At 59.6% G+C, this 14,049-nt stretch carries 10 protein-coding genes and 2 pseudogenes; 1 reads left to right on the forward strand and 11 read right to left on the reverse strand.

The features are described from left to right. Positions 1–10 precede the first annotated feature (10 nt). Positions 11–229: pseudogene (locus AB4N43_RS14815) on the reverse strand (hypothetical protein); the annotation flags it as partial. 38 nt (positions 230–267) lie between these two features. On the opposite strand from AB4N43_RS14815, the gene AB4N43_RS14820 reads away from it, so the two are divergent. Then, positions 268–807, forward strand: a complete 540-nt coding sequence (locus AB4N43_RS14820) for a hypothetical protein (RefSeq protein WP_059181780.1) — start codon at positions 268–270, stop codon at positions 805–807. A gap of 91 nt (positions 808–898) precedes the next feature. Here the strand turns inward: AB4N43_RS14820 and hutG are convergent, their stop codons facing one another. The 10 genes and pseudogenes from hutG to hutU form a co-directional block, all read right to left on the reverse strand. After that, complete coding sequence (gene hutG, locus AB4N43_RS14825; RefSeq protein ID WP_059181781.1) at positions 899–1,699, reverse strand: N-formylglutamate deformylase; 801 nt, start codon at positions 1,697–1,699, stop codon at positions 899–901. A gap of 10 nt (positions 1,700–1,709) precedes the next feature. Beyond that, on the reverse strand, positions 1,710–2,915 hold the full coding sequence (hutI, locus tag AB4N43_RS14830) for an imidazolonepropionase (RefSeq protein WP_027922135.1): 1,206 nt from the start codon (positions 2,913–2,915) through the stop codon (positions 1,710–1,712). A 17-nt stretch (positions 2,916–2,932) separates the two neighbouring features. After that, on the reverse strand, positions 2,933–4,342 hold the full coding sequence (locus AB4N43_RS14835) for an amino acid permease (RefSeq protein WP_059181783.1): 1,410 nt from the start codon (positions 4,340–4,342) through the stop codon (positions 2,933–2,935). A 120-nt stretch (positions 4,343–4,462) separates the two neighbouring features. After that, positions 4,463–5,995, reverse strand: a complete 1,533-nt coding sequence (hutH, locus tag AB4N43_RS14840) for a histidine ammonia-lyase (protein ID WP_027922137.1) — start codon at positions 5,993–5,995, stop codon at positions 4,463–4,465. A 113-nt stretch (positions 5,996–6,108) separates the two neighbouring features. Then, complete coding sequence (locus AB4N43_RS14845) at positions 6,109–7,632, reverse strand: HAL/PAL/TAL family ammonia-lyase (protein ID WP_194940884.1); 1,524 nt, start codon at positions 7,630–7,632, stop codon at positions 6,109–6,111. A gap of 170 nt (positions 7,633–7,802) precedes the next feature. Then, a complete protein-coding gene (locus tag AB4N43_RS14850) occupies positions 7,803–8,633 on the reverse strand; it encodes a quaternary amine ABC transporter ATP-binding protein (protein ID WP_007948989.1) in 831 nt (276 codons plus the stop codon). Next, positions 8,630–9,481 carry an ABC transporter permease gene (locus AB4N43_RS14855; RefSeq protein ID WP_027922139.1) on the reverse strand — a complete coding sequence of 284 codons (852 nt, stop codon included), beginning with the start codon at positions 9,479–9,481 and terminating at the stop codon, positions 8,630–8,632. Before AB4N43_RS14855 ends, AB4N43_RS14850 begins: the two co-directional genes overlap by 4 nt. Before the next feature lie 70 nt (positions 9,482–9,551). Next, on the reverse strand, positions 9,552–10,520 hold the full coding sequence (locus tag AB4N43_RS14860; RefSeq protein ID WP_027922140.1) for an ABC transporter substrate-binding protein: 969 nt from the start codon (positions 10,518–10,520) through the stop codon (positions 9,552–9,554). 69 nt (positions 10,521–10,589) lie between these two features. Beyond that, a pseudogene (locus AB4N43_RS14865) lies at positions 10,590–12,058 on the reverse strand (purine-cytosine permease family protein). 154 nt (positions 12,059–12,212) lie between these two features. Then, positions 12,213–13,901 carry a urocanate hydratase gene (hutU, locus tag AB4N43_RS14870; RefSeq protein ID WP_027922142.1) on the reverse strand — a complete coding sequence of 563 codons (1,689 nt, stop codon included), beginning with the start codon at positions 13,899–13,901 and terminating at the stop codon, positions 12,213–12,215. Positions 13,902–14,049: the final 148 nt, after the last annotated feature.

Raw genomic sequence — 14,049 nt, forward strand, 5'->3', positions numbered from 1 at the left:
AATGCCGGGTGATGTGGCCGCCCTTGAAACGACCGTTCAGCACATGGCTGTAGTCGCCGTGAGGCGCGCAGATGGCTTCCAGCTGAGTGGCCAAGCGTTGATATTCATTCAGCGAGAGGGTGCAAAAAAAACAAAACAATATAACCAAACAATATAAAAAACTGTCAGAAGTACCAGCAGACAAAAAACCTGAAGAAATATTAAATCGACAAGGTAGCCGTAATTTCACCCTCCTCGAATATAATATTTCAATCCAGGAAATGTATTATGAGCACACCCTCAACCTCACAAATACTTAATGAAGAATTCACTGCCACCATAAAATTCCCAGCTGGAAACTTCGCATTCAAAGCAAACAAGATAAACATAAAAGAGAGCATTGATTCTTCAGGGAGTAAATGCTGGGAGCTACAGGCCTTCCACGATATTTTTAAAGACTTCCCCCCCAAAGCTGGCTTAGCAGGCATCAAAGAGGTTATCGCAATTCACTTATATATCGGAGCAGAGCTCAAGGGAACAAACGAAGCGCTGGTCTCCGCACGCCTCCCGCCCAACGTGATCAAACACAGTGGAAACCTATTCAAGATAGTCGACAGAAACCCTGACAAAGACAATCTGATAGATACGACCGATAACTACCGGGGCATCGAAGGTTCGACAAGTTACGAGTGGGATCAACAGCGAACACGGATCAACGGCACTTTCAATCTTCTGGTAATGGACCACGACAATCCAGGCCCCACTACAGATATCCGAATAATGAATGGAAACTTCAATTTATTAAACAGAGGCCAACATTCTATTTAATTCCAGCTCAATACAGAGGGCGATTTTCCACCATCAAAAATCGCCCCCATCCTTAATCATCCCCTCACTCTGCGCGGGAATGATCGATCAGTCAGCCGTAGTGGTTTTCGCCCCAGGCCAGCAGGCCTTGCAGCAATTCCTTGAGCACCACTTGCGTCGGCTCGGCCAGATCCGGGCGATAGCGGAACGGCTCGAACTCTTCCATGTAGGTGCACTGCCCCAACTCCAGTTGCACCGCATGGATGTTTTCGGCCGGGTTGCCGTAATGCCGGGTGATGTGGCCGCCCTTGAAACGACCGTTCAGCACATGGCTGTAGTCGCCGTGACGCGCGCAGATGGCTTCCAGCTGAGTGGCCAACTGCGGATCGCAACTGGCGCCATTGAAGGTGCCAAGATTGAAGTCCGGTAGTTTGCCGTCGAACAGGTGCGGGATGATCGAGCGGATCGAGTGCGCGTCGAACAGCAACGCATAGCCGAACTCGGCTTTCAGTCGCGCCAGCTCGTTTTGCAAGGTCGTGTGATACGGCGTCCAGATCTGCTCCAGATAGGTCGCGCGCTCCTCTTTCGACGGCTCCAGCCCTTCACGGAACAATGGAATGCCGTCGAACAGCGTCGCCGGGTACAGACCGGTGGTCGCGCCGACATACAAAGGCTTGTCGTCGGATGGCCGGTTCAGGTCGATCACGAATCGCGAATACTCGGCTGCCAACGTACTCGCGCCCAACTCTGCAGCAAACGCGTAAAGCTGCGGAATGTGCCAGTCGGTGTCCGGCAGGCTGCGGGCGTCGGGGATCAACCCGGCTTCGACCGCCGGGGTCAGGCGCAGGCCGGCGTGGGGCATGCTGATCAGCAGCGGCACGCGGCCTTGTTTGAAGTTCAGAACCTTATCCACAATTGCTCTCCTAAACGCTTGTCTCGACGCCGTGACGCACGACGCGTTTTTCCAGGTCACCGCCCAGCCAGTACGACAGGTCGGCCGGACGATCGATTTGCCAGGCGACAAAATCCGCGACCTTGCCAGCTTCCAGCGAACCGTGGGTGTCGGCCATGCCCAGCGCGGTGGCGGCATGAATCGTTGCACCGGCCAGTGCTTCTTCCGGGGTCATGCGGAAACAGGTGCAGGCCATGTTCAGCATCAAGCGCAACGACAGCGCCGGCGAGGTGCCGGGGTTGAGGTCGCTGGCGATGGCGATTTTCACCCCGTGCTTGCGCAGGGCTTCCATGGGCGGCAACTGGGTTTCCCGCAGGAAGTAGAACGCGCCCGGCAGCAGCACGGCGACGGTGCCGGACTTGGCCATGGCGATGGCGTCGTCCTCGGTCATGAACTCCAGGTGATCCGCCGACAGTGCGTGATAACGCGCCGCCAGACTCGAACCGTGCAGCGACGACAGTTGTTCGGCGTGCAGCTTCACCGGCAAACCGAGCTCCTGTGCGGTGACGAACACGCGCTCGACCTGCGCCGGCGAGAACGCCAGGTATTCGCAGAAGGCATCCACGGCATCCACCAGCCCTTCGGCGGCCAGGGCCGGGAGCATGTCGGCGCAGATGTGATCGATGTAGTCGTCGGCGCGATCGGCGTATTCCGGCGGCAAGGCGTGAGCGGCCAGGCAGGTGCTGCGCACGCTCACCGGCAGTTCGGCGCCGAGACGGCGGATCACGCGAAGGATTTTGCGTTCGCTGGCCAGGTCGAGGCCGTAGCCGGATTTCATCTCGACGGTGGTCACGCCGTCGCGCATCAAGCTCTTCAGACGCTTGGCGGCACTGGCGAACAGTTCGTCTTCGGTCGCCGCACGAGTAGCGCGCACGGTGCTGGCGATGCCACCACCGGCCGCGGCGATTTCCGCGTAGCTGACGCCTTGCAGACGCTGTTCGAATTCACCGCTGCGGTTACCGCCAAACACCGTGTGGGTATGGCAGTCGATCAGGCCCGGAGTCACCCAGGCCCCTTTAAGATCATTGACTGCCGGGTACTCGCCCGACGGCAGTTCAGCGCGTGGGCCGATCCACTCAATGTGCGCACCTGACGTCACGATGGCCGCATCCTCGATGATCGAGTAGACGCCTTGCGCCATGGTTGCGACGTGGCAGTGTTGCCAGAGAGTTTTCATCCGTGGCCTCCGTTAGGTTATCGATGAGAAAAAGAAGGTTCCCGCTCTACCGGTACTGCCTTCCCTGCCGCCGGTTTTACCCACGTCAGGTAGGCCAGCACCAGCAATACAATCCAGACCACGCCGACGATCAGAGCCGCCTGGGTGTCCGGGAAATAGCCCAGCACGCCGAAAATGAACAGCATGAAGGCAATCGCTGCCATCGGCGCATAGGGCCAGAACGGCACCGGGAATTTCAGTTCGGCGACCTGTTCGCGGCTCATGGAACGACGCATGGCCACCTGGGTGAACAGAATCATCAACCAGACCCAGACCGTTGCGAAGGTGGCAATGGAGGCGATCAACAGAAACACGTTTTCCGGAATCAGGTAGTTGAGCAGCACGCCCAGCAGCAGCGCGGCACTCATGACCACCACGGTCATCCATGGCACACCGTTGCGCGACAAGCGGGCAAAGCCTTTGGGTGCGTGCCCTTGCTGGGCCAGACCGTACATCATGCGGCCCGCCCCGAAGATGTCACTGTTGATCGCCGACACCGCCGCCGAGATCACCACGATATTGAGAATGGTTGCCGCCGAGCTGATCCCCAGATTGTCGAAAATCTGCACGAACGGGCTGCCCTGGCTGCCGATCTGCTGCCATGGAAAAATCGACATCAGTACGAACATCGTCAGCACGTAAAACAGCAGGATACGCAACGGTACGGCATTGATCGCCCGGGGCAGCACGTGCTGCGGGTCTTTGGCTTCGCCGGCCGTCACACCGATGATTTCGATGCCGCCAAACGCAAACATCACCACCGCAAACGAAGCGATCAGGCCGCCCACGCCATTGGGCATGAATCCGCCATGGCTCCAGAGATTGCTGATGTCGGTCGCCTGAGCACCGGGTGCCGTGCTGATGCCGAACAGCATGATGCCAAAGCCGCCAAGGATCATCGCAACGATAGCTGCCACTTTGAGCAGCGACAGCCAGAACTCCATTTCACCGAAGACTTTGACGTTGCACAGGTTCAAGCCGCCGACCACCGAAACGATGCCCAGCACCCAGATCCAGCGGGCGACTTCCGGAAACCAGAAGCCCATGTAAATACCGAACGCGGTGACGTCGGCCATGCCGACGATGACCATTTCAAACGCGTAGGTCCAACCGAGGATGAAGCCCGCCATCGGCCCCAGATAGGTGCTGGCGTAGTGGCCAAAAGAGCCGGCCACCGGATTGTGCACCGCCATCTCGCCGAGGGCGCGCATGACCATGAACACCGCCGCGCCACCAATCAGGTATGCGAGCAGTACCGCAGGCCCGGCCATTTGAATGGCCGAGGCAGAACCGTAAAACAGCCCGGTGCCGATCGCCGATCCCAGTGCCATGAAGCGAATATGTCGGGCAGAGAGCCCGCGTTTCAAACCTTTTGCTGGCTGTTGCATTTCTCGTCCTTAATTATTCTTATTCGACTCAAAATCGTATCGCGAGCAGGCTCGCTCCCACAGGGGTTGTGTGAACACTGGAGATCCACTGTGGGAGCGGGCTTGCTCGCGAAGAGGCCATTACAGGCTAGGCAGCAACTTCACCGACAACAGCTCGTTCAGGCAACGCGTTGCCAACAACTCGGTCGCGGCATTGATGTCCGGTGCAAAGAAGCGATCCTTCTCATAGAACGGCACTTCTTTACGCAAGATGGCACGCGCCTTTTCCAGTTTCGCCGAAGTCTTCAAACCATTGCGCAAGTCCAGGCCCTGAGCCGCCGCCAGCCATTCCACCGCCAGCACGCCACGGGTGTTTTCAGCCATTTCCCACAGACGCTTGCCTGCCGCCGGAGCCATGGACACGTGGTCTTCCTGGTTCGCCGAAGTCGGCAGGCTGTCCACCGAATGCGGATGCGCCAAGGCCTTGTTCTCACTGGCCAGTGCCGCCGCCGTCACCTGAGCGATCATGAACCCGGAGTTCACGCCACCGTTAGCCACCAGGAACGGGGGCAGTTGCGACATGTGTTTGTCCATCATCAGCGAGATACGACGTTCGCTCAGGGAACCGATTTCAGCGATGGCCAACGCCATGTTGTCGGCGGCCATGGCCACCGGTTCGGCGTGGAAGTTACCGCCGGAAATCACATCACCTTCAGCAGCGAATACCAGCGGGTTATCCGACACGGCGTTGGCTTCGATCGCCAACACTTCGGCAGCCTGACGGAACTGGGTCAGGCAGGCGCCCATGACTTGTGGCTGGCAGCGCAGGGAGTACGGGTCCTGGACCTTTTCGCAGTTTTCATGCGAGTCGGACACTTCGCTGCGCTCGCCCAGCAGATCACGGTAAGCGGCAGCGGCGTCGATCTGGCCTTTCTGGCCACGGGCAGCGTGGATGCGTGCGTCGAACGGCGAGCGCGAGCCCAATACCGCTTCAACGGTCAGCGCGCCCAGCGCGACAGCGCCAGCGAACAGGTCTTCACCCTCGAACAGACCGCGCAAGGCGTAAGCAGTCGATACCTGAGTGCCGTTCAGCAGCGCCAGGCCTTCTTTTGCGGCCAGGGTCAGCGGGGTCAGGCCAGCGATTTTCAGCGCTTCGGTGGCTTCCATCCATTCGCCCTTGTAGCGCGCCTTGCCTTCGCCCAGCAGCACCAGCGACATGTGCGCCAGAGGCGCCAAATCGCCGGAAGCACCGACCGAACCTTTCAATGGAATGTGCGGGTAAACCTCGGCGTTGATCAGGGCGATCAGCGCGTCGATGACCACGCGACGAATCCCGGAAAAACCACGGCTCAGGCTGTTGACCTTGAGCACCATGACCAGGCGTACCAGCGCGTCGCTGATCGGCTCGCCGACACCGGCGGCGTGGGACAAAACGAGCGAGCGCTGGAGGTTTTCCAGGTCTTCGCTGGCGATACGGGTCGAGGCCAGCAGGCCGAAACCGGTGTTGATGCCATAAGCGGTGCGGTTCTCGGCGAGGATCTGTTCCACGCAGGCCACGCTGGCTTCGATCTGGGCCGAGGCGCTGTTGTCGAGGGTGATTTTGACCGGTTGCTGATAAACATCACGCAGTTGGGCAAGGCTCAGTTGGCCGGGAATCAAATTAAGCGCAGTCACATCATTCTCCTTTTGAGAGTTTTTATTAACTCACCAGACGCTCCGGAGATTTCCGTTGTCCGTCGCGTCTCGCTTTTGGGGAGACGCGCCTTGGCACGCTGGTGTTATGGAAATCAGTTCAGGTTCGGCAACGCGTTGTGCAGCAAAATCGGGTCTTTCAACACACCGGCAGCGGCGGCGATGTCCGGTGCAAGCCAGCGGTCCTGGTCGTAGGCCGGAACCCGCTCGCGCAGCAGACGCCACGCGACATCGGTGCCAGCGCCAAAGCGTTGCTCTTTCAAGAATTCAAACGCCTGAGCCGCCAGCAAGTACTCGATGGCAAGGATCTGCGTGCAGTTTTCCAGCGCACGATGCAGCTTCAGCGCGGCGTTGGTGCCCAGGCTCAAGTGGTCTTCCTGCAGGCCCGACGTAACGTAGTTGTCGAGCACGGCGGGTTGCGCCAATTGCCGGTTTTCCGCGCACAGGGACGCGGCGACGTACTGAACGATCATCATCCCGGAGTTAACACCCGGATTGGCCACCAGAAACGCCGGCAGACCGCTGACGTGCGGGTTGATCAGGCGATCGAGGCGACGTTCGGCGATGGAGCCGATTTCAGCCATGGCGATGGCCAGCAGGTCCGCTGCCATCGCTACGGACTGGCCGTGCGGGTTGGCTTGGGAAACGACGCGGTAGTTGTCCGGCGTGCCCAGCACCAACGGGTTATCGGTGGCGCCGTTGAGTTCGTTTTCGATTTGTTGAGTCGCGTGAACCAGCTGGTCACGGGCAGCGCCGTGGACCTGCGGGATCGAGCGAATGCTCAGGGCGTCCTGGGTACGAATACCTTTGCTGCTGGCGATCACTTCACTGCCATCGAGCACCGCGCGCAGGTTGACGCCGACTTGCTGCATGCCCGGGTGCGGCTTGAGCGCAATGATCTCGGCGTCGAACGCATCGATCTGACCGCGCTGGGCTTCAAAACTCATGGCGCCGATCACATCGGCCCATTGCAGCAAATGCGCGGCGTCGGCAATCGCCAGGCAGCTGAGGCCGGTCATGCACGGCGTACCGTTGACCAGGCACAAACCGTCCTTGGCGCCGAGCTTGACCGGTTGCAGGCCTTCTTCGGCCAGGGCTTGCTGAGCGGAAACGATTTGCCCGCGATAGCTGACATTGCCAACACCCAGCAGCGCGATGCCGATGTGAGCCATGTGCGTCAGGTAGCCCACAGAACCCTGGGACGGCACTTGCGGGGTGATGCCACGGTTGAGCAGCGCCAGCAGGGCTTCGACCACTTGGCGGTGCAGGCCGGATTTGCCGTGACTGTAGTTGACGACGGCGGCGCACATGATGGCGCGCGTCTGCTCGTTGGTCAGCGGCGCGCCCACGCCACAGGCGTGGCTGAGCAGGGTGTTGCGCGACAACTGGCTGAGTTGTTCATCTTGCAGGGAGACGTTGCACAACGCGCCCAGCCCGGTGTTGATGCCATAGGCACGCTCGCCGCTGGTGACGATGCGCTGGACGATGCCCTGGGCGTTTTCAATGCGTGCCCAGACCGGCGCCGACAGCTCAAGCTGCGCGCCATGACGGGCAACGGCGACCACATCCTGCCAGCGGACCTGCGCTTCGGTGATAACGATTTTTTCAGCCTGGGACATCTTTGACCTCGTGCGTAAAACCTGAATATTGATGCAGCTTTACCGGCCCCATCGCGGGCAAGCCCGCTCCCACAGTGTTCTGTCGTGTGAAGAAAATTTATGCAACACAACCAATCCCTGTGGGAGCGGGCTTGCCCGCGATGAGGCCGGCAAAAGTCACCGCAAATCTTTTAAACCACTGCAGCCCGACGCTGAACAAACCGGTCGACATATTCATCCGCCGGCGAATGCAGGATCTCGCGCGGGGTGCCGACCTGAATCAGGCGGCCGTCCTTGAGGATCGCGATACGGTTGCCGATGCGCACGGCCTCGTCGAGGTCGTGGGTGATGAAGACGATGGTCTTGTGCAGGGTCTTTTGCAGTTCCAGCAACTGGTCCTGCATCTCGGCGCGAATCAACGGGTCAAGGGCACTGAACGCTTCGTCCATCAGGATGATGTCGGTGTCGGCGGCCAAGGCGCGGGCCAGGCCCACACGCTGACGCATGCCGCCCGAGAGCTGATGCGGGTATTTGTTTTCGTAGCCCTTGAGGCCCACGGTGTTGATCCAGTGCAGCGCGCGCTCGGAGCACATTTGCTTGCTCTCGCCGCGCACTTTCAGGCCGTAGGCGACGTTGTCCACCACAGTCTTGTGCGGCAGCAGGCCGAAGCTCTGGAACACCATGCTGATCTTGTGCCGGCGAAATTCGCGCAGGGCTTCCATGTCGTATTGCAGGATGTCCACGCCGTCCACCAGGATCGCGCCGCTGGTCGGGTCGATCAGGCGGTTGAAGTGACGCACCAGGGTCGATTTGCCGGAACCCGACAGGCCCATGATCACGAAGATCTCGCCCGTGCCGATGCTCAGGGACAGATCGTTCACGCCGACTACGCAGCCGGTTTCGGACAGCACCTGGTCTTTGGTCTTGCCCTGGCCAATCATCGCCAGCGCATCCTTGGAGCGGTTGCCGAAAATCTTGAAGACGTTTTTGACTTCAATCTTGCTTACGGTCGCGTTGTTCATTTGCTCACCTCATGCCGTGCCCGACCGTACGCCTGAGTAATGCGGTCGATCACCACAGCCAGAATCACGATCGCCAGACCGGCTTCCAGGCCACGTCCGACGTTGAGGGTCTGAATCCCCACCAGTACGTCTTCGCCCAAGCCACGGGCACCAATCATCGAGGCAATCACGACCATCGACAGCGCCATCATGGTGGTCTGGTTGATCCCGGCCATGATGCTCGGCAGGGCCAGGGGCAGTTGCACGCCAAACAGTTGCTGCCAGCGGTTCGCACCGAAAGCGTTGATCGCCTCCATCACTTCACCATCAACCTGGCGAATGCCCAGGTCGGTCAAGCGAATCAGCGGGGGGGCGGCGTAGATCACGGTGGCGAAAATCGCCGGGACCTTGCCCAGACCGAACAGCATCAGCACCGGGATCAGGTACACGAAGCTCGGCATGGTTTGCATGATGTCGAGCAACGGCATCAGCACCGAACGCAGGCGATTGCTACGTGCCGAGAGAATGCCCAGCGGAATGCCGATCAGCACCGAAATGATCGTCGCGACCATCATCAGCGCCAGGGTTTGCATCAGCTTGTCCCAGAGGCCGACCGCACCCACCAGGAACAACAACCCGACAATCACGGCCGTGGTCACGACTTTGCGCGTGGCGTGCCAGGCAATGCCCGCGACGATGGCGAGCATCAACCACCAAGGCGCCGCACGCAGCAGGCCTTCAAGGTTGACGATGGCCCACAGCAGCGTGTCAGAGATCTGCCGGAACACGTCGCCGTAGTTGGTGACCAGCGAATCGACCCAACCGTTGACCCAGTCGGCGATGGAAAAGGTAAAGCTTTCGGGAAACATAGGAGACTCTCAATCAAGGGGTTGCGATCAAGCGTCCGACTGCCGCTACCGGCAGTCGGAGAGGCTCAACCTACAAGGCCGCGTCGATTTTCTTGGCTGCGTCTTCGCTCACCCACGCGTGCCAGACTTCAGGATGTTCCTTCAAGAAGATCTTCGCCAGTTTTGGCGACTCGATCCGCTCTTTGGTCATGCGCCCAAGGTTCTGGTTGAGGATGTCGATTGGCACGTTGACCTTTTCCAGCACGGCCACCAGTTCCGGGGCCTGTTCGTGGAAAGTCTTGGACAGGCCGACCTTGATATCCACGGTCTTGTTCACGCCTGGTTTCTCTTCGAGTTTCACCGCGTCGATCTGGCCCATCAGTGGGGTTGGCGACCAGTAGTAGAACAGGATCGGCTCGCCACGCTTGTAGCTCGACAGCACGGCCGCATCCAGCGCCGGGCCGGTGCCTGGGCGGAAGTTGGTGTAGGTGCTTTCCAGGCCGTAGCTCTTCAGCATTTCGCTGTTGTCCAGCTCGCAGGTCCAGCCGGCCGGGCAGTTGTAGAAACGGCCCTTGGAGGGCTCTTCAGCGTCCTTGAAAATCGCCGAGTATTTGCCCAGGTCGGCAATGTTTTTCAGGTCGGGAGCTTTGGCTTCCAGCTTGCGCTTGGCATCGCCTTCGATGACGTAACGCGGCACGTACCAGCCTTCGATTGCGCCCACCACAGGTGCGCCGACACCGACGACCTTGCCGGCCTTCTCGGCCTTGTTCCAGACTTCGCTGCGACCGACCCACTCTTCGGCAAACACCTGAATGTCGTTGCTGCTCAGGGCGTTTTCCATGGTGATGGAGTTGCCCGGCAGGCTGTCGGTCTTGCAGTCGTAGCCCTTCTCCAACACGACTTGCATCACGTCGGTCAGCAGCATCGCGCTTTCCCAGTTCAGGCCGGCAAATTTCACCGGTTTGCCCGACTCGCACCAACCAGCCGCCTGAGTGGCGCCAGCACTGGCCAGCAGGCCCATGGAAAGCAATGTGGTCAGCAGGGTCTTGTTCGATTTCATTATTGTGACGCTCCTAATCATGAATTGGCTTACGGCAGTCAAGAGGCATCCAGCCCTGTCCACGTCCAATCAGGCCTGCGTCGCAACGCGACCGGTCCCGTTTGTTTTAGGTTGTACAACACTGTCCTGCTCGATCGGCAGAATCAGTTGATCGGGCACGGTGCCGTGCCATTTTTTCGCACACACGTAATACAGGGCCGCGGGAATCACCAGACCGATGATCCAGGAGATATCCACATCACCGAGGGCCGCCACCAGCGGACCGGTATAGAACTTGGTGGAGATGAACGGCAGCTGCACCAGCACACCGAAGACATAGACGCTGATACCGAGGGCGTTCCAACGGCCGTAGCGACCGTTAGGATCGGCCAGTGCCGGCACGTCATAGCGCTCGCGGGTGATGCAGTAGTAATCCACCAGGTTGATCGCGCTCCATGGCGTGAAGAACGCCAGCAGGAACAGGATGAAGGACTTGAACGCACCGAGGAACGAGTGCTGGCCGAGCAACGCCATCAGGGTCGCAGCACCAACGATCACCAGCACGAAGACCAGACGCTGCAGGCGCGATACTTTCAGGTCACCACGGAAACCGCTGATGATGGTCGCAATGCACATGAAGCTGCCGTAGGAGTTCAGCGTGGAGATGGTGACCTTGCCGAACGCGATGCTGAAATACAGCAGCGCAGCGGTGGCACCGGTACCGCCCAGACCAACGATGTAGGCGACTTCATGCCCAGCGAATTGGCCGTTGGCCGATGCAGCAGCGAACACGCCGAGGACCATCGCGACCTGCGCACCAATGACCGAACCTGCGCCTGCGGCAAAAAAGTTTTCACCGAAGAAATCTTGCTCGGCAGGTAGCGCGAGTAGTCAGCCACATAAGGGCCGAAAGCGATCTGCCAGGAGGCCGCGAGCGATACCGCAAGCAAGAAACTGCTCCAGCTGAAGTGACGGATTTGCAACAGTGCGCCCACATCAACCTGGCTCATCAGACGGCTGAACAGATAAACAAAGGCAATCACGCCAATGACACTGGCCACACGGCCGATCCAATGGATCACCCGATAACCGAGCACCGTGACCAGCACGATGACACTGGCGAAAATAAGGATGCCGACGCTGTCGCTGACGCCAAACAACTGGCCCAGCGCCTGACCGGAAAGCACGGTACCTGTTGCGGTGAAGCCCAGGTACATCAAGCAGACCAGCACGATCGGGATGGCCGCGCCATACACGCCGAACTGGACCCGACTGGAAATCATCTGCGGCAGGCCCAGCTTGGGACCTTGCGCCGCATGCAACGCCATGACCCCGCCGCCGAGCAGTTGACCAATCAACAGACCGATCAACGACCAGAACACATCACCGCCCAACACCACGGCCAGGGCCCCGGTGACAATCGCGGTGATTTGCAGGTTGGCACCCATCCACAGGGTGAACTGGCTAAATAGACGACCGTGTCTTTCCGCTTCCGGGATGTAGTCGATCGAGCGCTTCTCGATCAACGGTTTGTTGCCTGCACGTTCGCTGACAGCCATGGTTCAACCTCTGTGGATTGTTTTGTAGGTTTACGCAATCCCTGTAGCAGCTGCCGCAGGCTGCGTTGGGTTGCGAAGCGACCCCGGCATTCCAATGTGGAACGAAGGTCCTTCGGCCCTTAACGCAGCCTTCGGCAGCTGCTACTCGGGTTGTTTATTTGCCGGTAATCATCGGCAGGTTCAGCCCTTGTTCCTTGGCGCAGTCGATCGCGATCTGGTAACCCGCATCGGCGTGACGCATAACGCCGGTCGCCGGGTCGTTATGCAGCACGCGAGCAATACGCTCGGCTGCTTCGTCCGTACCGTCGCAGACAATCACCATGCCCGAGTGCTGGGAGAAGCCCATGCCGACACCGCCGCCGTGGTGCAGGGACACCCAGGTCGCGCCGCTCGCCGTGTTCAGCAGAGCGTTGAGCAGTGGCCAGTCGGACACGGCATCGGAACCGTCTTGCATGGATTCGGTTTCGCGGTTCGGGCTGGCGACCGAACCGGAGTCCAGGTGGTCGCGACCGATCACGATCGGCGCGGACAATTCACCGCTGCGCACCATTTCGTTGAAGGCCAGGCCGAGCTTGGCGCGCAGACCCAGGCCAACCCAGCAGATACGCGCCGGCAGACCCTGGAAGCTGATGCGCTCGCGGGCCATGTCCAGCCAGTTGTGCAGGTGGGCGTCGTCCGGGATCAGCTCTTTTACCTTGGCGTCGGTCTTGTAGATGTCTTCGGCGTTGCCCGACAGTGCAGCCCAACGGAATGGGCCGATGCCGCGGCAGAACAGTGGACGGATGTAAGCCGGTACGAAGCCTGGGAAGTCGAATGCGTTTTCCACGCCTTCTTCCTGGGCCATCTGACGGATGTTGTTGCCGTAGTCGAAGGTCGGGATGCCCATTTTCTGGAAATCCAGCATCGCTTTAACGTGCACGGCCATCGACTGCTTGGCGGCTTTGACCACAGCAGCAGGCTCGGTCTTGGCGCGAGCGCGGTACTCTTCCCAGGTCCAGCCGGCCGGCAGGTAACCGTTGAGCGGGTCGTGGGCGCTGGTCTGGTCAGTGACCATGTCCGGGCGTACGCCACGACGAACCAGTTCCGGCAGGATTTCAGCGGCGTTCCCCAGCAGTGCGATGGAAATCGCTTTGCCTTCTTTGGTGTATTTTTCGATGCGCGCCAGTGCGTCGTCGAGGTCCTTGGCCTGCTCGTCGACGTAGCGGCTGTTCAAACGGAAATCGATGCTGACCTGTTGGCATTCGATGTTCAGCGAGCAAGCGCCAGCCAGAGTGGCGGCCAGAGGCTGGGCGCCGCCCATGCCGCCCAGACCGGCGGTCAGGACCCAACGACCTTTCAGGTCATCGTTGTAGTGTTGGCGACCGGCTTCGACGAAGGTTTCGTAGGTGCCCTGGACGATGCCCTGGCTGCCGATATAGATCCAGCTGCCGGCGGTCATCTGGCCGTACATGGCCAGGCCTTTGGCGTCCAGTTCGTTGAAGTGTTCCCAGCTCGCCCAGTGTGGCACCAGGTTGGAGTTGGCGATCAGCACGCGCGGTGCATTGGTGTGGGTCTTGAACACGCCGACCGGTTTGCCGGATTGCACCAACAGCGTCTCGTCGTCGTTCAGGTTGGTCAGGCTTTCGACGATCTTGTCGTAGCACTCCCAGTTACGTGCCGCACGTCCGATACCACCGTAAACCACCAGTTCTTTAGGGTTCTCGGCGACTTCCGGGTCGAGGTTGTTCATCAGCATCCGCAGCGGCGCTTCGGTCAGCCAGCTCTTGGCGGTCAGCTTGTTACCGCGTGCGGCACGGATTTCAACGTTACGAAACTTGGTAGGTTTCTGGGTATTGTCAGTCACGAAAAAGACTCCTCAGCGATCAATTCAAACCAACCCTGGCAGTGGGCAAGCCAGCCTGTGCGCATCGTTGCGCCACAAGCGAATCAGTGGACGCTGCGGAGAGTCTCGGTCGACTCATACGCATACGTCTTTACTTGTACATACAAGC

The organism is Pseudomonas sp. S2_B07 (assembly GCF_054668435.1).

What these genes read in the sequence shown, in the direction of transcription:
- AB4N43_RS14820 (WP_059181780.1), top strand. Translation starts at nt 268, where the DNA reads ATGAGCACACCCTCAACCTCACAAATACTTAATGAAGAATTCACTGCC.
- hutI (WP_027922135.1), bottom strand. Translation starts at nt 2,915, where the DNA reads ATGAAAACTCTCTGGCAACACTGCCACGTCGCAACCATGGCGCAAGGC.
- AB4N43_RS14835 (WP_059181783.1), bottom strand. Translation starts at nt 4,342, where the DNA reads ATGCAACAGCCAGCAAAAGGTTTGAAACGCGGGCTCTCTGCCCGACAT.
- AB4N43_RS14845 (WP_194940884.1), bottom strand. Translation starts at nt 7,632, where the DNA reads ATGTCCCAGGCTGAAAAAATCGTTATCACCGAAGCGCAGGTCCGCTGG.
- AB4N43_RS14850 (WP_007948989.1), bottom strand. Translation starts at nt 8,633, where the DNA reads ATGAACAACGCGACCGTAAGCAAGATTGAAGTCAAAAACGTCTTCAAG.
- AB4N43_RS14855 (WP_027922139.1), bottom strand. Translation starts at nt 9,481, where the DNA reads ATGTTTCCCGAAAGCTTTACCTTTTCCATCGCCGACTGGGTCAACGGT.
- AB4N43_RS14860 (WP_027922140.1), bottom strand. Translation starts at nt 10,520, where the DNA reads ATGAAATCGAACAAGACCCTGCTGACCACATTGCTTTCCATGGGCCTG.